The 24,404-nt window shown below is 43.0% G+C and carries 19 protein-coding genes and 1 pseudogene; all 20 read right to left on the reverse strand.

What is annotated here, in order from left to right; all coding sequences use genetic code 11:
* Positions 1 to 59: 59 nt before the first annotated feature.
* Positions 60 to 1,037, reverse strand: a complete 978-nt coding sequence (wzzB, locus tag A1WG_RS20585) for an LPS O-antigen chain length determinant protein WzzB (RefSeq protein WP_001516613.1) — start codon at positions 1,035 to 1,037, stop codon at positions 60 to 62.
* 145 nt (positions 1,038 to 1,182) lie between these two features.
* Positions 1,183 to 2,349 carry a UDP-glucose 6-dehydrogenase gene (gene ugd / locus A1WG_RS20580; RefSeq protein WP_001516614.1) on the reverse strand — a complete coding sequence of 389 codons (1,167 nt, stop codon included), beginning with the start codon at positions 2,347 to 2,349 and terminating at the stop codon, positions 1,183 to 1,185.
* Between the two features lie 247 nt (positions 2,350 to 2,596).
* Positions 2,597 to 4,003: an NADP-dependent phosphogluconate dehydrogenase gene (gene gndA / locus A1WG_RS20575; RefSeq protein ID WP_001516615.1), complete on the reverse strand. Its 1,407-nt coding sequence runs from the start codon at positions 4,001 to 4,003 to the stop codon at positions 2,597 to 2,599.
* A gap of 109 nt (positions 4,004 to 4,112) precedes the next feature.
* Positions 4,113 to 4,520, reverse strand: coding sequence for a WbuC family cupin fold metalloprotein (locus tag A1WG_RS20570; RefSeq protein WP_001516616.1), 408 nt, complete (start codon positions 4,518 to 4,520; stop codon positions 4,113 to 4,115).
* Positions 4,511 to 5,719 (reverse strand): glycosyltransferase family 4 protein, encoded by a 1,209-nt coding sequence (locus A1WG_RS20565; protein ID WP_001516617.1) that lies wholly within the window; start codon positions 5,717 to 5,719, stop codon positions 4,511 to 4,513. Before A1WG_RS20565 ends, A1WG_RS20570 begins: the two co-directional genes overlap by 10 nt.
* Positions 5,719 to 6,849: a non-hydrolyzing UDP-N-acetylglucosamine 2-epimerase gene (wecB, locus tag A1WG_RS20560; RefSeq protein ID WP_001516618.1), complete on the reverse strand. Its 1,131-nt coding sequence runs from the start codon at positions 6,847 to 6,849 to the stop codon at positions 5,719 to 5,721. Before wecB ends, A1WG_RS20565 begins: the two co-directional genes overlap by 1 nt.
* A complete protein-coding gene (gene wbjC, locus A1WG_RS20555; protein WP_001516619.1) occupies positions 6,846 to 7,952 on the reverse strand; it encodes a UDP-2-acetamido-2,6-beta-L-arabino-hexul-4-ose reductase in 1,107 nt (368 codons plus the stop codon). Before wbjC ends, wecB begins: the two co-directional genes overlap by 4 nt.
* A 1-nt stretch (position 7,953) precedes the next feature.
* Positions 7,954 to 8,989: pseudogene (gene fnlA, locus A1WG_RS20550) on the reverse strand (UDP-N-acetylglucosamine 4,6-dehydratase/5-epimerase).
* A complete protein-coding gene (locus A1WG_RS20545) occupies positions 8,976 to 10,106 on the reverse strand; it encodes a glycosyltransferase (protein ID WP_001516621.1) in 1,131 nt (376 codons plus the stop codon). Before A1WG_RS20545 ends, fnlA begins: the two are co-directional and overlap by 14 nt.
* A complete protein-coding gene (locus A1WG_RS20540; protein ID WP_001516622.1) occupies positions 10,107 to 11,222 on the reverse strand; it encodes an EpsG family protein in 1,116 nt (371 codons plus the stop codon).
* On the reverse strand, positions 11,219 to 12,337 hold the full coding sequence (locus tag A1WG_RS20535) for a glycosyltransferase (protein ID WP_233432057.1): 1,119 nt from the start codon (positions 12,335 to 12,337) through the stop codon (positions 11,219 to 11,221). The genes A1WG_RS20540 and A1WG_RS20535 overlap by 4 nt, the downstream gene beginning before the upstream one ends.
* Positions 12,313 to 13,332 carry a polysaccharide pyruvyl transferase family protein gene (locus tag A1WG_RS20530; RefSeq protein ID WP_001516624.1) on the reverse strand — a complete coding sequence of 340 codons (1,020 nt, stop codon included), beginning with the start codon at positions 13,330 to 13,332 and terminating at the stop codon, positions 12,313 to 12,315. Before A1WG_RS20530 ends, A1WG_RS20535 begins: the two co-directional genes overlap by 25 nt.
* Complete coding sequence (locus A1WG_RS20525; protein WP_228029476.1) at positions 13,319 to 14,569, reverse strand: oligosaccharide flippase family protein; 1,251 nt, start codon at positions 14,567 to 14,569, stop codon at positions 13,319 to 13,321. Before A1WG_RS20525 ends, A1WG_RS20530 begins: the two co-directional genes overlap by 14 nt.
* Positions 14,570 to 14,892: 323 nt before the next feature.
* Complete coding sequence (gene galF, locus A1WG_RS20520; protein ID WP_000183053.1) at positions 14,893 to 15,786, reverse strand: UTP--glucose-1-phosphate uridylyltransferase GalF; 894 nt, start codon at positions 15,784 to 15,786, stop codon at positions 14,893 to 14,895.
* Positions 15,787 to 15,960: 174 nt separating this feature from the next.
* A complete protein-coding gene (gene wcaM, locus A1WG_RS20515; protein WP_001516626.1) occupies positions 15,961 to 17,355 on the reverse strand; it encodes a colanic acid biosynthesis protein WcaM in 1,395 nt (464 codons plus the stop codon).
* Between the two features lie 10 nt (positions 17,356 to 17,365).
* The gene (wcaL, locus tag A1WG_RS20510) at positions 17,366 to 18,586 is read right to left on the reverse strand and encodes a colanic acid biosynthesis glycosyltransferase WcaL (protein ID WP_001516627.1); all 1,221 of its coding nucleotides are present in this window, start codon (positions 18,584 to 18,586) and stop codon (positions 17,366 to 17,368) included.
* Positions 18,583 to 19,863: a colanic acid biosynthesis pyruvyl transferase WcaK gene (wcaK, locus tag A1WG_RS20505; protein ID WP_001516628.1), complete on the reverse strand. Its 1,281-nt coding sequence runs from the start codon at positions 19,861 to 19,863 to the stop codon at positions 18,583 to 18,585. The genes wcaL and wcaK overlap by 4 nt, the downstream gene beginning before the upstream one ends.
* Before the next feature lie 170 nt (positions 19,864 to 20,033).
* Entirely contained in the window at positions 20,034 to 21,512 is a 1,479-nt protein-coding gene (gene wzxC, locus A1WG_RS20500) for a colanic acid undecaprenyl disphosphate flippase WzxC (RefSeq protein ID WP_001516629.1), read from the reverse strand.
* Between the two features lies 1 nt (position 21,513).
* On the reverse strand, positions 21,514 to 22,908 hold the full coding sequence (gene wcaJ / locus A1WG_RS20495; protein ID WP_000183151.1) for an undecaprenyl-phosphate glucose phosphotransferase: 1,395 nt from the start codon (positions 22,906 to 22,908) through the stop codon (positions 21,514 to 21,516).
* 54 nt (positions 22,909 to 22,962) lie between these two features.
* On the reverse strand, positions 22,963 to 24,333 hold the full coding sequence (gene cpsG, locus A1WG_RS20490; protein WP_001516630.1) for a colanic acid biosynthesis phosphomannomutase CpsG: 1,371 nt from the start codon (positions 24,331 to 24,333) through the stop codon (positions 22,963 to 22,965).
* Positions 24,334 to 24,404 lie beyond the last annotated feature (71 nt).

Consider the following 24,404-nt stretch of genomic DNA (forward strand, 5'->3'; position numbering starts at 1 on the left):
TCGGCAAAAAAATGGGCAAGGTGTCACCACCCTGCCCATTTTGTTTAAAACCGAAAAGATTACTTCGCGTTGTAATTACGCAGCGCATTACGTCCCAGCACAATCCCCGCGCCAACCATACCGCCCAGCAGCACAGCCAGAATCAAGGTAATAGCCTTTTTCGGACTATCGCGACGCACAGGTAACGTCGGTTTCATAACATAGCGATAAGCATGAATATCAAGATCATCAACCTTCAGACTTTCAATATCCAGCAGGTTTTGACGAGTCTGATAATAGTTTGACGAGAACACCAACGGACGGCTCGCTTCGTGCTTAACCATCGACTCCAGTGCATCACTCCCCAAAAGGAACATAGTGTCCTGGGTCACGTCCTGCGTCTGTTGAATCTGCGGCTTTGCGACCTGCGCCTGATTCGCATACTGCAACGCTTCCTGAATCTGACGGATACGCAGATCTTTCTGCTCCTGTGCCACCACTTCCTGCGTCTTCAAAGAATCCTGCAAGTTTTTCACACGCAGTGCGATGTTGTCTTTCAGGTCTTTTTCCAGCTCTTCATTCACCTGTTCATCAACTTGCTGAATATATTGAGCTAGCTGTTTCTGCGCACCTTCAGGCGTTTGCCCGACATAAGAAACAACCAGGGGTAATGGCTGGTTTTTAACAGAAGGTTCGATAGTCAGTTTTTCGGGTTCTTCCTGATTATCCAGCGTTTCTGCTAATGCAGAAAATGTCGTACTGAAACGACCAACTAACGTCGCCTGGATATCAGACACTTTCGGCGCAGCCGTACCATAAATCACATTCATGGCATTGTTATAACCCGCGATTTGTCCCACATCAGGTTGAGTAACGATAGCTGTGGAAGTCCATTTTTCTTTGGCAACGGCCAGATACCCTATTGCCAGGGCAATCGCTACAATGACAGAGATGATGATAGTCATCTTGCCACGCCACAACTGCACCAGTAAATCAATCAAATCAATCTGTTCCGGGTCATGGTTTTGCCCAGGAATATTATTATTTTCAACTCTCATCATTACCCTAACTGACGGAAAATTTCAGGTTCGCATAGTGTAGCGATAATCTTCATGAATGCTATAGGATAAGTGATAAAAATAATGAATTATTACGTGGGTAACAAAAGACAATCAGGGCGAAAATCGCCCTGATTACAGAAGGTTAGTCGCTGCCAAACAAATCGCGGGTGTAGACCTTGTCTGCCACATCCTTAAGCTCTTCTGCCATTCGGTTGGAAATAATGACGTCGGCTTGTTGTTTGAAGGTGGCGAGATCACGTTCCAGGCGAGAGTTGAAGAATGAGTCTTCTTTCATCACCGGCTCATAAATGATCACCTCCACACCTTTCGCCTTGATACGCTTCATAATCCCCTGAATGGAAGACGCGCGGAAGTTATCTGAACCGCTCTTCATAATCAGACGATATATTCCTACTACTTTAGGTTTACGCGACAAGATAGCATCCGCAATAAAGTCCTTACGCGTGCGGTTAGCATCAACAATTGCCGAGATCAGGTTATTCGGCACAGACTGGTAGTTCGCCAGTAACTGTTTAGTATCTTTCGGCAGACAATAACCACCATAGCCAAACGACGGGTTGTTGTAATGGTTGCCAATACGCGGATCAAGACAAACGCCTTCAATAATTTGGCGTGTATTCAGACCTAAACTTTCTGCATAGCTATCCAGCTCGTTAAAGTACGCCACACGCATTGCCAGGTAGGTATTAGCGAAAAGTTTAATCGCTTCTGCCTCAGTGGAGTCGGTAAACAGAGTCGGGATATTTTGCTTAATGGCCCCTTCCTGTAATAACTCAGCAAAACGTTCTGCACGTTCTGAACGCTCACCGATGACAATACGTGACGGATGAAGATTATCGTAAAGGGCTTTACCTTCCCGGAGGAATTCTGGGGAGAAAATGATGTTCTCAGTATTGAATTTTTTTTGCATCGTGACCGTAAAACCTACCGGAACCGTGGACTTGATAACCATTACTGCATAAGGGTTTATTTCTGTAACATCTTTAATTACAGATTCTACGCTAGATGTATTGAAATAATTGGTTTTAGGATCATAATCAGTCGGGGTTGCGATGATTACGTAATCAGCATTCCGGTAGGCTTCTTTTTTATCTAATGTGGCATTAAAACGTATTTTGTCTGATTGCAAAAATTGCTGAATTTCTTTATCAACAATAGGAGATATCTTATCATTCAGCATAGCAACGCGTGACGGTAAAATATCTAATGCCACAACCTCATGATTTTGTGCGATTAGAAGCCCGTTTGACAAGCCTACATAGCCAGTACCGGAAATGGTGATTTTCATTTCATGCTCTCAGAATTAACTTAACTGTGAATCATGATGTTTTTAGCATCCTGATAAGAGTTAAAAGTTTTAACGCTACGATGATGACTGGTCAACGCAACGAAAAACAATTCAGATTTTCTTTATGAGAGTAGCTGATATTTATTAGGTTAATATTAAGCAGTAAAATTTAGTCTATAAGATAATTGGTAAAAAAAAGCCCGGCGCAATATACGCCGGGCCTCAATTTATTGTTGGTTAGATCAGATTAATCCAGCCATTCGGTATGGAACACACCTTCTTTATCGATGCGCTTATAAGTATGTGCACCGAAATAATCACGCTGTGCCTGGATCAGGTTCGCAGGCAGAACAGCGGCACGGTAGCTGTCATAATAGGCAACCGCAGCGGCGAAGGTTGGAACCGGGATACCGTTCTGTACTGCATAAGCAACGACATCACGCAGCGCCTGCTGGTAGTCATCGGCAATTTGCTTGAAGTACGGAGCCAGCAGCAGGTTAGCGATCTGCGGATTTTCGGCATATGCATCGGTGATTTTCTGCAGGAACTGCGCACGGATGATGCAGCCAGCACGGAAAATCTTCGCGATTTCGCCGTAGTTCAGATCCCAGTTGTACTCTTCAGACGCGGCACGCAGTTGAGAGAAGCCCTGAGCGTAAGAAACAATTTTGCCCAGATACAGCGCACGGCGAACTTTCTCGATGAATTCAGCTTTGTTACCTGCTGGCTGTGCTTGTGGGCCAGACAGTACTTTAGACGCGGCAACGCGCTGATCTTTCAGAGAAGAGATATAACGTGCAAACACTGATTCAGTGATCAGCGACAGAGGCTCACCGAGATCCAGTGCACTCTGGCTGGTCCACTTACCAGTACCTTTGTTTGCTGCTTCATCCAGGATCACATCAACCAGGTAGTTACCGTCTTCATCTTTTTTGGTGAAGATATCTTTAGTGATGTCGATCAGGTAGCTGCTCAGTTCACCGTTATTCCACTCGGTAAAGGTCTGTGCCAGTTCTTCGTTGGAGAGGTTCAGGCCACCTTTCAGCAGAGAATAGGCTTCCGCAATCAGTTGCATATCACCGTATTCAATACCGTTGTGAACCATCTTCACATAGTGACCTGCGCCATCGGCACCAATATAGGTAACGCACGGTTCACCATCTTCAGCCACGGCGGCGATTTTGGTAAGGATTGGCGCAACCAGTTCATAGGCTTCCTTCTGCCCACCCGGCATAATGGAAGGACCTTTCAGCGCACCCTCTTCACCACCGGAAACACCCGTACCGATGAAGTTAAACCCTTCTGCGGAAAGCTCACGGTTGCGACGAATAGTGTCCTGGAAGAAGGTGTTACCACCATCAATAATGATGTCACCTTTATCGAGATATGGCTTGAGGGAATCAATAGCAGCATCCGTGCCTGCACCTGCTTTCACCATTAACAGGATGCGACGAGGCGTTTCAAGAGATTCAACAAACTCTTTCACCGTATAGTAAGGAACCAGTTTCTTGCCTGGATTTTCAGCAATCACTTCTTCCGTCTTTTCACGGGAACGGTTGAAAATAGAGACGGTATAACCACGGCTTTCGATGTTGAGCGCAAGGTTGCGTCCCATCACTGCCATACCGACGACGCCGATCTGTTGCTTTGACATTGTTTACTCCTGTCAGGGGGATCACCGCGGGGTGTGCGGCTTGAAGAAACTAAGATGGTAACCCAGCATGTATAGAATAAGATAGAAGAATAAACGGTGGTGTATCGCCCTATAACCACTTAGAAAAAGCCTTAGCTTTCAGTGGGTCAAATGGACCCTCCTTTATCTCCAACATAAGGGCTTTCGGTGACAGGCATTTGACACTATGTATATCACCTGGGGAAAATTCCACGACGCTTATTCCCGTACCGTCTCCAACAACAAACTGTTTTTGGATCTCACCATTTTTTCCATATAAACACACTTCTAATTGCCCTTGCACGACGACAAACATTTCCCACTGATGCGGTAACTCATGCCAATGGGGTTCAACATAACTGTCGCGTACAAATGCAATAAGTAAACGTTGAACCTTCTCCTGATGAGATGCGTGCAATAAATAATGAGCGCGCAAACGTTCAGAATTTGCTGCAGTGCGAAAAAGTTCATCCAAAATATTGTCATCAACTAAACGCATTCTCCTGCCTCCAGTCGGACTTCGATAGTATGTGCCGCCGATTCAACCGAAAATTGAGATTTTAACAACACATTAGCGTTCTGACCTAACTGCTTTCTTAAAGCCAAATCCGTAAGAAGCAATTGTGCAGATTCAAACAGTTTATCATCTTCACCATTAACATGAATGAACCCAGCCCCGTGCTTATTAATTACATCCATTAGATCATTACCGCCATTCACACTCCCAAGGATCGGGATTGATTGAACCATATACCCTAGTAATTTCCCGGGGAAATTATGTGAAGAATGGCGAGACGAAAGGGAGAACAGGCCAACATCAACTTCAGATAAAATTAATTTAAACTCTTCCTGGTTCACTGAAGGTAGATGAGTGAAATTAGTTAAATTCCACTCTGCAGCAAGAGAATTAATCAGGTCAACTTCATCACCCTGCCCTATAAACAGGAAATGAGCATCATGATGACGCATCATATTACGCGCAAGGCGCATTAAGTTTGCCATATCCTGAGCATGCCCAATATTACCGCCATAGAAAAAAATGACTTTATCTTTTAGATCGTATTTTTGACGAAGTGAATGATAATCATCGCCGGCAGACACAGGAGTCATTGAGGCCCAATTACGTAAAACTTCACACGGATAACCTTTATTGGCCTGACGAAATATCTCAAGATTCTTATCAGACATTAACCCAATCCAGTCAGCCTGTTGATATGATTTTTTTTCAAAATACCTGAAATATTTTTCAATTGGCGAACCGGCTTTCAACATACCAGCATCAATGATCCACTGTGGAAACATATCCCTTAGGACCAGATAGCTTGGGCACTGGCATCGCTGTTTAATTTTTTTAACCAAGCCTCCCCAAAAAATAGATGGAGAATAATAAACGATACCATCAAATGTATCATGTTGGATGCGGTGCTTTAATGCGTGCCATGCACGAAAAGATAAAAGTGTTTCATTTATGGCACGCTTAGCCTTACCTATATCCTTTAATGGTCCACTTTTGAAACGCCATACCTTTACACCGTCAATCATGCTAACAGAATAGATTGTTTGTATTGTGATGTCAGGCGTAATTACCGTTACATCATGTCCCCTTCGCAGCAATTCCTGACCTAACTCATGAAACATTTTAGCCCCAACACGCGTGCTATAGGGCAAATAATCATCAATGATTAATGCAAGTTTCATTAGTATTGTTTCCAGACAACCCGTTTAACGTAATCAGTATATGAATGAATAATACGCACAACTTTATCTGAAACGTTTGGCATACTGTAGTCACTGACCTGACGAAGTAAACGTGTTTCTCCTCGAGGCTGTGTTACAATAATTTCTAATGCTTGCAAAACTCGTTCAGTCTCGAGACCAACCATCATTACAGCCCCCTCTTCGAAGCCTTCCGGGCGTTCGTGCGCTTCTCGTATATTAAGTGCGGGGAAATTCATAATGGAGGATTCTTCGGTAATAGTTCCACTATCCGATAAAACTGCGCGTGCATTTTTTTGCAGATTGTTGTAATCGTGAAATCCTAATGGCTTAAGGAGTAAGATATTTTTATGGAATTGAATACCGTTTTCATTGATGCGGTTACGAGTACGTGGATGAGTAGAAACAACTACCGGGATGTCATGTTTTTCAGCCACAGTATTAAGTATATTCGCTAGTTTCGCAAGTTGTTTAGGAGTATCAACATTTTCTTCTCTGTGAGCACTTACCACAAAGAAATTTCCAGATATTAAATTCAGACGAGAAAGCACATCGGAACCATCAATTTGCGGCATATAATGAGTAAGCACCTCAAACATTGGGCTACCGGTTTTAATAATCCTATCGGCTGGTACACCTTCAGCTAAAAGATATTCACGAGCGATATCACTATACGTCATATTGATATCAGCAGTATGATCAACTATTTTTCTGTTAGTTTCCTCCGGTACGCGTTGGTCAAAACAACGATTCCCAGCCTCCATATGGAAGATTGGAATTCTTCGACGCTTTGCTGGTATAGCTGAGATACAGGAGTTAGTATCGCCAAGAACTAACATTGCTTCTGGTTTTTCCTGTTCAAGGACCTCATCAACTTTAATGATAACCTGCCCAATAGTCTCTGCTGCATTTTTACCTGCGGCATTAAGAAAATAATCAGGCTTGCGAACACCCAAATCTTTGAAAAAGACTTCATTCAATTCATAATCATAATTTTGCCCAGTATGAACAATAAGGTGGTCACAATATTCATCTAATTTTGCAAGAACGCGCGAGAGTCGAATAATTTCTGGACGAGTCCCAACAACCGACATGACTTTCAATTTTTTCACGATAAAACACTCGCTATAGTATCAGGTTGATCACGATTAAATACTTCATTCGCCCACAATATTACGATTAATTCATCATGACCCGTATTAGTAATATCATGGGACCAGCCTGGCACAGTTTCTACAATTTTATATTCATCTGACGCAACATTAATCTCATATCGTTCTCCTGTTAAAACATTTTTAAACCTAAAACATGCTTTACCACGAATAACGATAAATTTTTCATTCTTTGTATGATGATAGTGCCCTCCACGTGTTACTCCTGGAAGCGCGGTAAAAAATGAAAATTGTCCAGCGGAATGGGTTTTTAAAACCTCGCAGAACACTCCTCTTTCATCACTATAGGAAGGCACTGCATACACGAACTGCTCTGGTTGCAAGTAACTAAGCCAAGTTGAATATAACGCTCGCGTAAACCCCTTACCAACATTTTCCGTAATAAGAGTATGTCTACTTTCTTTAAATTTATAAATTTGATTTGCTACCTCACCCACTGTTACTAAATACGTGGGCTTTATATTTTTAAAACCTGGCGCGTACTTGTTATTTAATAAGTTGATAGCATCTGTACAAAAATCATCAATATAAACAAGCTCGACCTCTGCTGTCGGATCATGAATGGTGATATCTTGATCGTTAGCTATCCTATAACAAAAAGTTGCAACAAAAGAGTTGTAATTTGGTCGACACCACTTACCGAACACATTTGGTAATCGGTAGATATAATATTCTGCGCCACTAATATGACCATAATGTTGAATAATTTTTTCCGCCGATGCCTTGCTTTTTCCATACGCGTTATCACATTCAGCCTGAATGGAGGAACTAAACATAATAGGAGTCTTTTTTGCATTACTAAGCAGAAAGTCAACAATTAATTTTGTAAGGTCTGTATTTCCTTCTTGATACTCATACTCCTCCTTTGGTCTATTTACACCAGCAAGATGATAAATAAAATCAGCAACTTTAATTCCTTGTTCTAACTCTTGCAAAGATGATTTGCGGTCGATAGTTATCAGATCTTTAAAGCCGGCCTCCAGCAAACGATAAATTAAATTACGAGCAATAAACCCTTTAGAACCAGTAATTAATATTTTCATCTCATAAATCCAATTCAAAGGCCTCACCAGCCCTCAAAGCTCGAATAAAAGGCAATTTGAGTAATAATTCTTTCATTCCATTGACATCTAATCTTTCTGTATTATGTGAGTTATAGTCTTCAATTTCTGAAATTCTACAATCGCCATGCTCAACATATTTACCATAGTTGAGGTCACGTAGATCTGGTGGGACACGGTAATAATCTCCCATATCCACTGCAGCGATCATTTCCTCACGACTCAATAGCGCCTCGTATAACTTTTCACCGTGCCTAGTGCCGATAATAGCAACAGGGTGCTCATTAACATCCAATAAATCCTTCAGAGCAATTGCTAACGTTTCAATAGTCGCTGCTGGTGCCTTCTGTACAAAAATATCACCATTATTACCATGTTCAAATGCATAAAGAACCAGGTCTACAGCATCTTCAAGAGTCATCATAAACCGGGTCATATTAGGATCGGTAACGGTTAGTGGTTTTCCAGCTTTTATTAAATCAACAAAAAGAGGAATAACAGAACCACGAGATGCCATAACATTACCGTAGCGAGTTCCGCAAATGATGGTTTTAGAGCTATCTAAATTACGTGACTTGGCCACCATTACTTTTTCCATCATCGCTTTTGAGATTCCCATTGCATTGATGGGATATACTGCTTTGTCAGTGCTTAAACAAACGACTCGTTTAACTTCATTAGCTATCGCAGCTTCCAGTACATTCTCAGTTCCTAACACATTTGTTTTTACTGCCTCCATAGGGTGAAATTCACATGAGGGAACTTGTTTTAATGCTGCTGCGTGATAAATATAATCGACTCCACGAGATGCATTTAGAATACTCCTATAATCACGAACATCGCCAATGTAGAATTTAATTTTTTGATTATTATATTTTTTTCGCATATCATCTTGTTTTTTTTTCATCGCGAGAAAAAATCCTAATTTCAGAAATATCAGTGTCTAAGAAGCGATTGAGGACAGCATTTCCAAATGATCCAGTACCGCCAGTGATGAGTAATTTTTTATTTTTGAACATAATTCATCCCATTAATAATTGATATGTAACTTTCTACTCTTGAAATATGGTCAGGGAATTGTTTTATTATTTCATCCCCTGCTCGTAATAATTTATCTTTCAAATAATCATCATTGATCACTTTATTTAATTTGTGTGCAATATCTTTCGCATCTAATGGATTGAAATAAACAGCCGCATTTCCACAAAGCGTTCTAGCAAAATCTAAATCACTTGTACAAATTGGGAGTTGCATTTTCATTGACTCAAGATAACTTGCAGTAAAGCATTCCAACAATGTTGGTAAGAATAAAATATCACAATATTTATATATAGCTGGACAATCATTTATACTAACCGGTCCTAAATTTAACGTAGCCGATTTAAAAATATCTGATTGTTTTTCATAATCATTTTCGTTAATGGTGATTATAAATTTGCAGTTTACGCCTAACTTTTGAAGTTCAGTGTAGACCTCTGGGATAACTGATAAATTTTTATGTGGGTAATTATGGGTTATCGTGACAAACTTTATGCATTTAAGAGATCGTAGATTAAATTTATCATTAATCTCTTCAGCATGAAGATCATTAAAAACATAATTTAAACAATTGGGAACAACTTTTATTTTATCATTGCCACAGTTGAATTTTTTTATGAATAACTTCCTTATTGCTTCGGTTTCTGTAACATAATAACTAAACGGATCCCATAATAAGTAACTTTGTATCCCTACCTTTATTTTCGTAAGCGTTCTTCTAATTACATTTAATTTTTTATAAGCAATACTATGCTGAGAAACAATCCAAGGATTAGCAAAACCTATTAAGTGTCTTGCTCCACAAGTTCCCCAATATGTTGGCCCAAAAATGGTAAATATTACATCATAACTCTCAGACAATTCTTTAATTCTTTTCCTGCCTTTATTCCATGGAATTATAGTTTTTATATCTGTAGTAATGATTTCAAAATTATCTTTTTTTAAAAATTGTTTTGCATGCTTATACACATTTTCACTTACGACATAATAAATGTCCAAGTCTTGATATTTGTCACTAGAGAGTTGCTTAATAACACTCAGACTTACTTGTATTGCTCCTCCAACCTTCAAGTTAGAAGCATCAATTAATATTCTCATTTAGTATGCCCAACCATCTGCAAATTCATATGGTTTCAGTTCTGATATTCCAGTAACCAGACGTATAATCATATATATGAATAGTATTAAAAATATCGCAAAATTTATTGACCGATCATTCTTTTGAATCAGAAAAAATACCCAACCAAACTCAAATAATAGCGCAATTCTATATAACATACCAAACTGCCATGCTAAAGCCCATGTACTCAACATTGCCAGCAGTATCATAATCAATACTTTAGATTGATTTGTTTGGATGATTTTATCAAATGAGTAGTTATTCGTCACAAATAATAATAGTAGCATAGCAACCGCTAGTGCTTCTCGTACAATAAATGATAGAACACTTCCTAGTTCCTTTTGATCACTGCTGGATGCCAAGTAGTTTACATATCTATCACTTATTAAAGAAGTATATTGCAATAGAGAATCAATAGGGATAATAATGAAAACACATGGTAATAAAAATGCGATGAACAAATGTCTCACCACATATTTCCAAATAAACCTTAACAATACTAATGGAACGATAAATATTATTACTTTATGAAATAAAAATCCAACAAAAAAATACATCAAAGATCTTAATGTTACCTTATTTTTTTTGTATACATTCATTAAACAAATTAAACCACACAATACACCTACTAGATATCTTACCTGAATAAATAAAGGTTGGATATAGAAACAATATATCACCAAACCCACAATACATTCATAACCTTTGAAATAACTTGATAATTTAGCTATTAAAAAGACAAAAAGTAATGAATTAAAAATGTAATAGTATTGAAATCCCAATCCTAAACTTTTCAGGATTGCCATACCATATATGACTGACAGTTCAACATCCGAGGTTAACAATTTAATTCTAGATAGATTCGCACTATCTAAATATCTTAACTCTGGAATCAGATCAAAATAAAATTTATAGTTGACATAATCTGGATCAATATATCCTTTAAATCCAGTTAAAATCATCACGAATAATAAGAATACACAAAGAAATAATCGTTCACTTTTAAATAAATAATAATTGCTGATAAAAACATCTTTATTGTTATATAACAAACCAAAAATTAATGGACAAAGAGGAATATAATAAAATATCATGATTTATTGTTCTCATATATTTGACTATATTTTTCTGCGCAAATAGAGATTGAAAACTCATTCTTAAATCTATTACGAATATTATATTCCATATGTCTTTTTTTACATTCACTAAATGACATAAACTTCTTTATTGCTATATCAAGTTGTGCTTCAGAAAAATCATTAGCTAATACTCCACACTCATCATCTAATATATCAGCAATCCCTCCAGCTGGAGTTGATATACATATTTTCCCCACAGACATACCTTCGATTAAAGATATAGGCAAACCTTCATACACTGAGCTAAAAATAATCCCATCTGAAGACTTTATAAAATCAGACACATTATCCACAACGCCTATATATTCAAAATTTGATATTTTTTTGGAATAATCCATTATATGTTTAGCATACTTTATATTATCTTGTGTAATTGCCCCCATGGAAATAACGTAACATTCTTTATTTTTTTTTAAAACATCTATTAATAAGCGATGATTTTTCTGTGGATCCATTCTAGCTATATGACAAAAAACATTAGTATATTGTTTTCTGAGTTCCTTTACTCTCCTTTTAACCCCCTCATATTTAACAGTTTCACTTATAGTCTCTGTTCCATTTTTTATAATCTCTGTATATCGAAGATTATAATAATTTTTAACTGATTCAGATACTATATCTGAAATTGAAACCGGTATCGCTTTACATATCTTGAAGTATGCTTTGTTAATGTATTTAGCCAATTTTCTCGGTGCATCATATCTCGCTATATTATGAATAGTATGTATCACTCTATATTTATCTTTGCAAAAAAATGCAAATGGCAATATATAAAAAGGAATACTCAAATGAGTATGTATTACATCGTGCTTAGTTTTCAAGAGCACTGCATTCAACTTAAATAAAATCGATATTTTATTATTAATTTCACCATTCAATTCGATAAGAGTTACTTTATCTGATAACCTTTTTCTAATTATATTATCTTTTATTTTAAAAAGGGTGATTAAAGTCACATCATTTTTTTTACTTAATTCATTAGATAAGGATATTACAAATTGCTCAGCTCCTCCTGTTGAAAGAGTTGGTATAACTTGTGTAATTCTCATTTTTGGAATTGCCTCTTCCACTTGTGAATATTTTCCTCGTTAATTTTGATATCAATTATATAATTATTGTCTATCATGGTTGATAAGTTTTCTGCTAAAGAATTTCGATTTATAATAGGCAAATTAAAGTCTTTGGCTTTTTCTATAGCTCTGTTATCAAAAGCCACAATTAGAGCTCGGTTTTTATACTGCAGCGCTCTAATTCCACCATGTAATCGAGTACCGATAAAATCTATATCATTATTTGATAATAAAGCATCATACTCATCAAGCCTAGGTGGAACTACTTCAATATTATTGATTTTCATTTCACGAAAATAATTAAGATCCCCTGATCCTTGCGGCCAAAAATATACTTTATCATATTTCCTTTTTAGAATTTCAATTAATAACCTGTCATTTTTATAATCTTTGTCATAATCTGTTAAAGTAAAAACAACTTTATCTGCTTTTACTTTTCTAATAGCTGCGCAATGCTCACCAGTGAGCATCCACATGGTCGGACAACCAGTGTTAATAACATTATTAACCCCTATTTCATTTAATTTTTTCCTTGTGTAATCATCCCGAACTGAATGTATTCTTTCAGAATCTGAAAGAAGCTTCCTGTAATATTTAGCGGTAAACCGAGATGTACGAGATCCATATTTATTCCAACCGACTCCCATAAGTACTACTTTTTTCATTTTTAATATATCGAGGGGGCTTAACTCCCAATTTGCACTTCTGAACATCGTGTCACATAAAAGATTTGAACCACAAACAATTCTTTCTTTACATAAATTTGCATGATGGATTCCTATTGATTTTGAACCAACATGTGTAGATATATGATAGACTTGCTCTGTAGCAAATATGGTTTTAATCTGTTCTAAACCCGATGCATTTATAATTTCATCACCGACATTCAATGATGATATACTTGTATTATATAAACAAATAACATTTTCATAATCCGTAAAAGTGCCAAAATATTTATTCAAACCAAACCGCATTATTAAATTATTTATTTTCATTTTCTATAAACGCTCTTAATAAAACCTTACGAGATTTTCTACCACAAAGAACAACAATCAACGCACTGATAGCGTAGCTTGATACAATTGCAACCACTCCCCCCCAAGCTCCACCATATTTGATCAGAAAATACCCCCCCATAATATTATACAATAGCGCAATTAAATTTCTTTGAAATACAATTTTACCCAGCCCCTCATTTACAAAATAGCGGCCAGTCGAGTTTAATATAAAACAAAATGGAATGACAAGGCTTAGACCAATGATATAACTCTCTGCCAAGTTATATTTTTCCCCATACATTAATTCTATCAAAAAAGGTGTAGTCAATGCACAAATACAACCAAATGCAACACCAAAAAACAATGAACCTAATAACATAGCACGTACGTTTTTAGCGTATTCTTTATTGTTTTTATTTAACTTTGGCACAAAACTCAATGTAAAAATTGAACTAGGTACTATATACAGCATTAAAAATTTAAGAGCTATTGCATAATTAGCCAATACTGTATAAGACATAAACTTCGCAATATATAGTTGGTCTGTCTTTGTGTAAATTACAACCATTGCCCCAGACAGTATTAAATAAAATCCTTCGTAATAAAAAATTTTAATATATTTTTTTACAAGTTTATTTGTAAAACTTATTTTATCACATCCATATATGTAATATAATAAAATTAAGAACAAATTTTCTGTAACAGTGACAATTGCTATGTAAAAAAGAGAAGGTGCGTAATATAATACAAACATCTTAATAAAGAAAAATAAGACATATGTACATATTCCTATTAGAGTGAAATTTAAATATTTATCTTTTGCAATAAAAGAAGAGGAAAAAACTGTTAATGACCGCGCGATAATTAATCCACTAAATATTAATATGCATGCACTGAGCCGTGAATCATCTATCCACATAGACCATATCCAAGCAATTATAAGTCCTAAGATAATTCCTGGAATTTTAAATAACAGAGCAGCTCCTATTATGTTTGGTTCGTCTTTTCGCTCATTAACAATTTCCCTTTGAACTAATTGCTCCAACCCCTGAAAAGAAAAGATCGAAACAATTGCTATTATTGCATCAGCATTACTAATAACACCGAAATCTTCAGTAGATATAATTTTTGCCATTAAAAATGTGAATAATGCCAGAAAAACGACATTCGTATATTTTTCAAGCATATAAAAAAAACTGGCAGGAACTTTTCTCTTAAAAAATAATCTCTGCATATCATCGCTTAATTATTTGATTACCCACGCTACCGCCCCTGGCTTTACAGCTACCAGAGCACTGCATACATGCCTACGATGTGACGAGCGTTACCCACTCGCGCTAAACCCGAAAAATTCAAACGCTAATTGTCTTACCAATCCGCTCTGGAAACAAGGAAAATCCTGGAAAAGTTTGACTAAAATCCTATTGCTAAGTAGTTGTTATTCTGAAAGTTTATAAAGCAACAACGGCAGGAAGATTCGCAACAAATTACTTTCGCCACAAATCTTCACTGCCGTTATGATTTTCTTATTAACCGTTACATCCGGTCAGATTTTCATTATTCGCTTAACAGCTTCTCAATACCTTTGCGGAACTTCGCCCCTTCTTTCAGGTTACGCAGCCCATACTTCACAAACGCCTGCATATAGCCCATTTTTTTACCGCAGTCGTAGCTGTCACCGGTCATTAACATGGCATCAACGGCTTGTTTTTTAGCCAGTTCAGCAATGGCATCTGTCAACTGTATACGTCCCCATGCACCAGGCTGAGTGCGTTCCAGTTCAGGCCAAATATCGGCAGAAAGCACATAACGACCAACAGCCATTATGTCTGAGTCCAGCGTCTGCGGCTGATCCGGTTTTTCAATAAATTCAACAATACGGCTAACTTTGCCTTCACGGTCCAGCGGCTCTTTGGTCTGGATGACGGAGTATTCAGAGAGGTCGCCCGGCATACGTTTTGCCAGTACCTGGCTGCGGCCCGTTTCGTTAAAGCGCGCAATCATGGCAGCAAGGTTGTAACGCAGCGGATCGGCGCTGGCGTCGTCAATAACAACGTCTGGCAACACTACGACAAACGGATTGTCGCCAATGGCAGGTCGCGCGCACAAAATGGAGTGGCCTAAACCTAAAGGTTCACCCTGACGCACGTTCATAATGGTCACGCCCGGCGGACAGATGGACTGCACTTCCGCCAGCAGTTGACGCTTCACGCGCTGTTCAAGGAGAGATTCTAATTCATATGAGGTGTCGAAGTGGTTTTCGACCGCGTTCTTGGACGCATGAGTTACCAGGAGGATTTCTTTGATCCCTGCAGCCACAATCTCGTCAACAATGTACTGAATCATTGGCTTGTCGACGATCGGTAGCATCTCTTTGGGAATCGCCTTAGTGGCAGGCAACATATGCATCCCAAGACCCGCTACAGGAATAACTGCTTTTAAATTCGTCATTATTTCATCCACCTGTAAAATGGTTGCTGAATTATAGCTTGTTCGATTTTTTTCGCCAGCATCAATTACCCTGAACTGATGACTGATTTACTTCCGATGTTACGCCGCTTCGCTCAGGATTGCAGTAGCGTTATTCTTAAGTATGGCTCCATTTTTCCAGGAATGGTCGCAATTCTACTTCCCCCGTTCCGGCAATCGAAAGTTAATCTTTTCCACATTAACAATGTGGTAATTAATCCTGTCGATATCGACTGAACTTTGTCCTTTTTCATTCACCGAATGAACATTTACCAGTGACAGTAAGGTCTCGCTCTTTGCCATAAATGTGCCACGAACGTCTTTACGCAAGTCGAAGTTCATGGTCAATGCTGACCCCACAGAGGATTCCTGCATCACTTTGATATTTCGCATAAAAAGATGTTGCGGTTTGTTGTGCAGTTCCAGCGACGCACACTTCATTTCAATGTTGGTCAGCGCCACAAAAGAAGTTGCATTGCCTGCCGAAATTTGTATTCCGCGCAATTTCCAGGCAAGGTGAGTATTATCAAGGTGAATATTATTCAGTTTGAAATTTTGCGGTATGGAGAGATACCTGCCTTTAATGACACCGTAGCCGATTAACATTCCGGCACTATTAACCATTTCTATCTGGTCAATAACAAAGTTATCACATCCATATATCGCAACTGTGGCATTATCAATACCCGCTTTCTTACTGAAATCCGGCGTAATATTACGCGCTTTGATATTACGGATAATGAAATGCTTGCCATTTTCAACATGAATTAGTTGCCGACAATCAGAGCCAGTGATATTCGCTACGACAAAGTTTTTCACTACCTGGTCTTCCGGATAGTTGTTATCGTAAGTACTTCCCGCAAGGCCTATGCCAATACCCCAGTTGATTTTGCCATTAGTACAGTTGATGCGTTCTATTACGTGGTCGGAAATTAAAATATCGCGGTCGTTAATCGCCACATTCCATTCGATGGCGTCGCCCTGTAAATCGCTGAACTTACAATGGGTGATGTTGGCACCGATAATCTGGTTATGAAATCCCTGGCGTAAGATGGCGTAGTTGGCGTGGCTGACCGTGAGGTTGTCAATGACCAGATTGCGCATGACCCGCTTGTTTTTGCCGCCAATATAGATCTGCGTCACCGGGCCAAAACCGCTCATCGCCAGGTCTTTAATGACGCAATCAGAACCGCGCACATCCAGGGTGATGTTATGCATACTACCGCCCTTCCCCCCTGTCACCTGGCTGCCGTCCTGTAAGACAAATCGCCCTCTGCCGTTGCCGCGCAGGCTTCCAAGGATGCGTAACGTTTTACCGGGAGGGATAAAGATGCCGGTGTTGATGTTGTCGCAAACAAATCCGCCAGGCACGACGACCGTTTGCCCTTCGCTGAAAGCCTGTTTAAACGAGGCTATCCAGTCTTTGGAATTGTAGTCATTGATGTTAACGCTTTGTCGGGCGGGAATTGCACGGGCAAAAGGAGTATGGAGGAAAGCAAGCGCGGAGCCTGCCGTCAGGAAGGTGCGTCGGGAGAGTTTTTTAAATGGCATACGTTCTCCTCTATAAAGCCTGCAACAAGCTGGCGAGTTCTCGGTTAATCACCTGCTGGTTAAAATCATGTTCGACTTTTTCGCGCGCACGTTTGATAACCGGAGCCAGTTCGTCGGTGTCCAGTTGGCTAAACGCCGCCAGTCGTTGCGCCAGTGCGCGAGCATCGTTCTCAGGCACCAGCCAGCCGGATTTATCGGCCTCCACCAGTTCCGGTATTCCGCTATGCAGAGTAGAAACCACCGGAATGCCAACGGCCATCGCTTCCATTAGCGCCACCGGAATACCTTCCATATCGCCGTCCGCGCCCGTAACCGATGGCAGCAGGAAGACATCCGCGTCGTCGAGCATCGCCTTCACTTCGTGGCTCGGTTTAAACCCCGGCATCTCCACCATATCTTCCAGTTGATACTGTTCGATGAGCGTGCGTAAACGCCGCTCCCACGGGCCGATGCCGAGGATGCGATAGCGAAACGCCACACCCTGCTCTTTCAACTGACGGCAGGCTTCGATCGCCACATGCAGGCCTTTTTTCTCGGTTAAGCGTGCGACGGAAATGATTTCCAGCGGCGTTGCGGGTGCTTTCACCGGACGCGGGCTAAAGCGCGTCATGTCCACGCCCATACGCGATACGGCGATTTTTTCTCTGGGGCAGCCCATTTTTTGCAGCCTTCCGGCCCACAGATCGCTTATCGGTAACATCAGGTCGCCACGGCGAAACAGTTGTTGATATTCGGGGGTGTAGTGGTTGAGCACTTCCCGACTGGAGATATCAATGCCGTGGAAGATAGTAGCGATTTTGCCGTGAATGACACCCAGTTCACGCAATTTGGCTGCGGTTACCCCCGCAGGGCCAAAATGAGCGATGAACACATCGGCGCGAAACGGTGTTGCGACCTGACCACAAATGGCAGACAAAATCAGGTTCCGCGACTCGGCACCATAGCGTTTGAGGTTGAGCGCCTGCCAGGTGTTTTTACGATGAATGCCGCGTAAGGTCTGGCTGGCACGATGGCGTAGTTTCGCTACTTTGCCCTGAGGTTCGTCCTGTAACCAGCGAGTTTTAGCGGCAAGGTTGTATTGCGCCCATGCCGCATGGGTGTTTTGCGTATCGCCTTTTTGCAGCGCGACAATCTCCACCTCAAAGCCCATATCAATAAACGCAGTAATTTGGTTGAGGACGAAGGTTTCCGACGACAGCGGAAATTTCAGTAAAAAGAAGCCGACCTTCATTTCGCCTCCCCGATGCGTTCCAGTACGGACTGCACCATCTGCATTCCTGCCTGACGTTCGCGACTGACGGCTTCGCTAAGTCGCGAGTTCAGCGCCGGAAGCTGGCCTAAGGTATCCGCAACCATCGCTTGCAGGCTGCCGTCTAATAAATGACGAATATCCATCGCCATCTCCGGCAGCCCCAGTTGTTGCATAATCCCGGCGGATTTATGTTCGTAGTTGATAGCAATTGCCGGAGTGGCAAAGTTCATAGAGATAATGGCGGAGTGCAGGCGCGTACCGACAGTGAGTTCACAGGCAGCGAGAATTTTGCCCATTTCCAGATCGTTAAGTTCATCCATCACCACGTGGTAACGGGAAGGATCGCTGATGTGCTGGCGCAGGTTGAGCGCCACCATGCGGTCATCTTTGTTGTAGCTGTCGATGCCCGTACAGGTGGAAAGCGCAATGACCTGATACCCTTCGTCGAGAATGCGATTGACCACCCCGGCAAAGGCTTGTTCATACGCTTGTTGAGTAGTGCCGAGGCGTCTATCGAACGGTGCCAGTTCGCGCAGAGTAATTGCCACGGTTTTCTGTTGGGATGCGACGCCCAGCCAGTGTTGGACGGCGTAGCTGGCGGTGTAATCTTCAGTGTGATGATCGACCAGCCAGGCGGTATCGACGCCGTGTTCGACTTTTGCGGTAGTGATATTGCTGCGTTTCATCAGCTCAAGGCTGACCGATTCGCGCAGGATCAATGCATCGCAGTGACCAAAAACGTAGTTAGCCAGTTGGTTAAATTGCTCATCCTGGAACGGGCCGACGCTGTGACCAATCATAAACAGCGGCTTTTTCGCCATAAAGGTGCACAGAGCGTGTTCAAATTGCGGTACGCCGTAGAGATCGACAAAAAACGAACCGCCGACCTGAATAATGGCGTCGTAACCTGAAAGCAAGCGCACGAAGTCGGTAAATCCCTGGGCGATGGCAATATTACGCAGCTTGCCGGTGTCGGTGACGCGAGAGAGCAATACCTGGTGTTGGTAGCGGCGACGAAGGACTTTTTTTACGCGCCCGACAACGCCCGCCGCGCTGTTGTGTCGTTTCATTTGCAGGAACAGCGGATCGCCCATTACCGGGCGGTTAAGCAGCCAGGAAGAACTGACCGGATAGCGGCTCATCACGTCCACTTCTGCGTGTGGATTGAGGACGTTGATGGCATCAAGTAAGCCGCGCAAAATGGCGCTGTCGCCGCGGTTGCCGCAAGTGTGGTTGCCCAGAATAAGTAATTTCATTTTTTCCTCATAAATTTGATGCCAGGTGAGGTTGTGTTCGTTGCCGCTTTTTGCCTGATGCGACGCTGACGCGTCTTATCAGGCCTACAAGATCCGGGCACTGAACCGTAGGCCGGATAAGGCGTTTTACGCCGCATCCGGCAACCGTTGCCGGAACCGAAAACAACAACTCACCCCGCCCGTAAAAGCATTTTCATTTTTTCGCTGCGACAAAACTGACGCTTCACTTCCACCACCAGCGGATGGCGCGACAGCACAATCATCACCATAAACGCCAGTGCGCCTGCGGTAATTTGCACCGCCAGCAGCGTCCCCAGTGCCAGTTGCCCTTTCAGCACCACGCCCAGCACATAACTGATCACCAGCGTCGGTAATGAGAGATAAAACGGTAGCCACAAGCTCAGGATGTACTGCCGATAACTGGAGCCGAGCACCGGTTTAATCATCACGAAATAACTCAGCACAGTGTTGATAATCTGCACCAGCAGGAAGCCCAGCGTGACGCCGATTGCGCCCGCCGTCTGCCCACCAATAACAATCGCCGGAATAAACAGAAATGTTTTGAATACATTGAATTTAAAGCTGATATCGACCCGCGCTTTCGCCATCAGCAGCGAACCAATCGGGTTACCCACTGAACGCAGTAGCCCCACCACGCACAGCAATTGCAGCACCGGAATGATGCTGTTCCATTTCTCACCAAATACCAGCGGCACAAAATTATTGGCTACCACCATCAATCCCAACAGCGCTGGAAAGTTGATAATCCCCACCACCGACAGCAGCTTGTAGAAGTTGACGCGCAGCTTTTCGGTGTCGTCCTGAATTTTGGCGAACGCTGGAAACAGCACGCGGGTGATTATCGGGTTCAGCTTCATCGGTGGCACAACGGCCACGTTATACGCCAGGTTGTATCCCCCAGCCACGCCCGCGCCGAGAATACGCGCCAGCACCAGCGTTGAAAGGTTGGTGTTGAGATAGTTGATGATGCTGTCCGCCGTCAGCCAGGCACCAAAGCGTAAGTTTGGTGCCACCGACGCCAGCGAAAAATGCAGGCCGGGACGATAAATTTTACGGCCAAAGTAGCCAAACAGCAGCGTTCTCACCGCACTATTGACCAGATAACCAAGGATTGCGGTCATCGCCAGTGGCCAGAAATGAGCGCTAACCACCGTAAAGGTAAAGCCCGCCAGCACGGCGCTGGTTTCGATCATGCCGATCTTGTTGAACTCCAGTTCCTTCTGCATCAACGCGCGGAACTGTTGCCCGTGGGGGATCACCACAAACGCCAGCGACAATGTTTTAATCAACGGCACCAAATCCGGGTTATTCAGCACGCCACCAATGGCGTCACTCAACAAAAACACCGCCGCGCACACCACGATCCCCAGCCCAACGTTCAGCCAGTACAGCGTGGTGAGTTCAAGGTGACTGATTTCTTTCCGCTGAATAATGGAGTTGGCGATGCCGAAGTCAGAAAGCGTATCTGCCAGCGTAATGATCACCAGCGACACGGTAAGCAGGCCGAACTGATGGTTATCGATAATCCGCGCCAACACGGTCATCTGTACCAGTCCCAGGCCGATGATGATCACCGTGGCAATCGCTGACCACTTCGCGCCACTGATGGTTTTTTCACGTAAGCTCATATCAATATGCCGCTTTGTTAACGAAGCCCTTGAACACCGTCAGGAAAACGATCCGGATATCGAACCAGACGCTCCATTCGCGGATATACTCAAGGTCAAACTCGACGCGTTTTTCCATTTTCTCCAGCGTGTCGGTCTCGCCGCGCCAGCCGTTAATCTGCGCCCAACCGGTAATGCCTGGTTTCACTTTATGGCGCAGCATGTAGCCTTCAATGAGCTGGCGATATTGTTCGTTATGCGCCACCGCGTGCGGGCGCGGACCAACAATCGACATTCCTCCCGTCAGCACATTGATAAATTGCGGCAGTTCATCCAGCGAGGTTCGACGTAGAAAGTTCCCCACTCTGGTCACACGCGGATCGTTTTGTGTCGCCTGGGTCACGACGTTGTCATTTTCCATCACTTTCATAGAGCGAAACTTCCACACTTTGATCGGCTTGCCATCCATGCCATAGCGGGTCTGGCGGAAAATTATTGGCCCAGGGGAACTCAGTTTCACTGCCAGGGCAATGCAGCACAGCACCGGGGAGATCAGCAGTAAGATCAAGGTAGCCAGCACAATATCTTCAGCGCGTTTGATCAGGCGGTTAACCCCAGAAAGCGGCGTGTCGTACAGCGGCACCACCGGTACGCCGTTCATCTCTTCGATACGTGAATGGAGAATGTTGAAAGTAAATACATCGGGGATCAGCAGCACCGAACAGGTGGTGTCTGCCAACGCATGTACCAGCTTTTTCACTCGCGCGCCGTCGCACATCTGCATGGCGATATAGACGTTATGAATCTTGCCCGCTTTAGCGTCCTCAACCAGTTGTTGCAGGTTGCCTGCCCAGTCATTAGAAACGCCGCCCGGCTTCGGATCGTGGTATACGCCCACCACTTCAAACCCCAGCCACGGCTGATTACGGAAGCTCTCGATCAGCATTTGTCCGGCGGCTAAGTCCCCCGCCACCGCGACCATGCGTTTGTTATAGCCATGATTACGCAACCATCCCGCACCGATACGAATGCATGAACGGCAAACCACCAGTCCGATGCTGGTCAGCAGATACCACGCCAGCCAGACCTTCAGTTGCGTATCGAAATCATTATTAAACGCCACCAGTCCGGCGCTAAAAATCACGCTTAGCGTCCAGTTTTGTAGCAGCAGGGCAAATTCTGTCGTTGCCCGAACACCGCGCCAGGAGCGATAAAAATCGGTGATGCCGCCCAACATCTGGAACACCACCAGCGTAATCAGCGCCACCAACAGATGCATGTAGAAGAATGACCGCCCGCTCACTTCGCAAACCAGCCATAGCCCGGCAAACATGATGGTGATATCTGAAAAGCGTTGCACCATAGAGATTAACGATGCATTGGTTTTCGCTCGCTCGCGCTTTTTTAGATTTGTCATCGTTGTTCCTGTTATTAGCCCCTTACCCGCAATGGGGTAAGGGAAAAACAGACATTACTCGTTCAGCAACGTCAGCAGAGTGCGCGTTCGCGCTTCCATCAGCGACACATCGCCGCGCGATTCCACATTCAGCCGCACCACCGGTTCGGTGTTGGAAGAGCGCAGATTGAAACGCCAGTCGGCAAAGGTCATGCTGATACCGTCGGTGCGATCCACCGCCAGCGCCTCGCGGCTAAAGTGCTGTTCGACGCGGTTAATTGCCTCAGCGGGTTGCGCCAGCTTGCTGTTGATCTCCCCACTTGCCGGAAATGCCGTCATGCGATCACGCACCAGTTCACCCAGTGTTTTCCCTTTCAGGCACACCAGTTCGGCTACCAACAGCCACGGGATCATGCCGCTGTCGCAATAAGCAAAATCACGGAAATAGTGATGGGCGCTCATTTCGCCACCGTAGATGGCGTCTTCCTTGCGCATACGTTCTTTAATAAAGGCGTGTCCGGTTTTCGACATCACCGGCGTACCGCCTGCAGCGGTCACCACATCGACAGTGTTCCAGGAGAGACGCGGATCGTGGATGATCTTCGCGCCAGGATTTTTTTCGAGGAACGCTTCTGCCAGCAGGCCGACGATGTAGTAGCCCTCGATAAACTGCCCTTTTTCGTCGAACAGGAAGCAGCGGTCGAAATCGCCATCAAAGGCAATACCCATGTCCGCACCGTGTTTGATAACCGCATTACGCGTATCGTCGCGGCATTCCGGCAGCAGCGGATTAGGAATACCGTTGGGGAAATTGCCGTCTGGCGTGTTGTGCACCTTGATTAATTCCACGGGGGCGTCGAGTGCTTTCAGACGGGCTTCGATAGCACCCACCACCGGCCCCGCAGCGCCGTTACCGGCGTTGATCACCAGCTTGAGCGGCGTGAGGTTTTTGTGGTTGATATAACCGAACAGGTGATCAACGTAAGCGTCACGCAGGTTGATTTGCTGATAGCGACCACGTGTTGTTTCATCGACAGGCGGAAAGTCATTGGCTTCCGCCAGACGCTGGACGTCGCGCAGTCCGGTATCGCCGCTGATCGGGCGAGCCCCTTCGCGCACCAGTTTCATGCCGTTGTAATCCATCGGATTATGGCTGGCGGTGACTTCGATACCGCCATCTACGCCGAGATGGAACGTGGCAAAATAGATCTCTTCGGTGCCTGACATGCCGATATCCAGCACATCGACGCCCGCGTCCTGTAAACCTTTTGCCAGCGCCAGTTTTAAGGTTTCACTGGTGAGGCGGACATCACCACCTAATACAATGGTTTTCGGTTTAAGAAATTCGCCATAGGCGCGACCAATACGCCAGGCAATATCTTCATTCAGTTCTTCGCCTAATTTTCCGCGAATATCGTAGGCTTTAAAGCAGGTTAATTTTTTCATGTCGATACCCTTTTTCAGGCAATAGTTGGCCCTGACCGAAGCGGCCAATTTTGTTTTTGTCGTTATTTACA

Source organism: Escherichia sp. KTE96 (genome assembly GCF_000408525.1).
GTDB lineage: Bacteria > Pseudomonadota > Gammaproteobacteria > Enterobacterales > Enterobacteriaceae > Escherichia > Escherichia marmotae.

What these genes read in the sequence shown, in the direction of transcription:
- wzzB (WP_001516613.1), bottom strand. Translation starts at nt 1,037, where the DNA reads ATGAGAGTTGAAAATAATAATATTCCTGGGCAAAACCATGACCCGGAA.
- ugd (WP_001516614.1), bottom strand. Translation starts at nt 2,349, where the DNA reads ATGAAAATCACCATTTCCGGTACTGGCTATGTAGGCTTGTCAAACGGG.
- gndA (WP_001516615.1), bottom strand. Translation starts at nt 4,003, where the DNA reads ATGTCAAAGCAACAGATCGGCGTCGTCGGTATGGCAGTGATGGGACGC.
- A1WG_RS20570 (WP_001516616.1), bottom strand. Translation starts at nt 4,520, where the DNA reads ATGCGTTTAGTTGATGACAATATTTTGGATGAACTTTTTCGCACTGCA.
- A1WG_RS20565 (WP_001516617.1), bottom strand. Translation starts at nt 5,719, where the DNA reads ATGAAACTTGCATTAATCATTGATGATTATTTGCCCTATAGCACGCGT.
- wbjC (WP_001516619.1), bottom strand. Translation starts at nt 7,952, where the DNA reads ATGAAAATATTAATTACTGGTTCTAAAGGGTTTATTGCTCGTAATTTA.
- A1WG_RS20545 (WP_001516621.1), bottom strand. Translation starts at nt 10,106, where the DNA reads ATGAGAATATTAATTGATGCTTCTAACTTGAAGGTTGGAGGAGCAATA.
- A1WG_RS20540 (WP_001516622.1), bottom strand. Translation starts at nt 11,222, where the DNA reads ATGATATTTTATTATATTCCTCTTTGTCCATTAATTTTTGGTTTGTTA.
- A1WG_RS20530 (WP_001516624.1), bottom strand. Translation starts at nt 13,332, where the DNA reads ATGAAAATAAATAATTTAATAATGCGGTTTGGTTTGAATAAATATTTT.
- A1WG_RS20525 (WP_228029476.1), bottom strand. Translation starts at nt 14,569, where the DNA reads ATGCAGAGATTATTTTTTAAGAGAAAAGTTCCTGCCAGTTTTTTTTAT.
- galF (WP_000183053.1), bottom strand. Translation starts at nt 15,786, where the DNA reads ATGACGAATTTAAAAGCAGTTATTCCTGTAGCGGGTCTTGGGATGCAT.
- wcaM (WP_001516626.1), bottom strand. Translation starts at nt 17,355, where the DNA reads ATGCCATTTAAAAAACTCTCCCGACGCACCTTCCTGACGGCAGGCTCC.
- wcaL (WP_001516627.1), bottom strand. Translation starts at nt 18,586, where the DNA reads ATGAAGGTCGGCTTCTTTTTACTGAAATTTCCGCTGTCGTCGGAAACC.
- wcaK (WP_001516628.1), bottom strand. Translation starts at nt 19,863, where the DNA reads ATGAAATTACTTATTCTGGGCAACCACACTTGCGGCAACCGCGGCGAC.
- wzxC (WP_001516629.1), bottom strand. Translation starts at nt 21,512, where the DNA reads ATGAGCTTACGTGAAAAAACCATCAGTGGCGCGAAGTGGTCAGCGATT.
- wcaJ (WP_000183151.1), bottom strand. Translation starts at nt 22,908, where the DNA reads ATGACAAATCTAAAAAAGCGCGAGCGAGCGAAAACCAATGCATCGTTA.
- cpsG (WP_001516630.1), bottom strand. Translation starts at nt 24,333, where the DNA reads ATGAAAAAATTAACCTGCTTTAAAGCCTACGATATTCGCGGAAAATTA.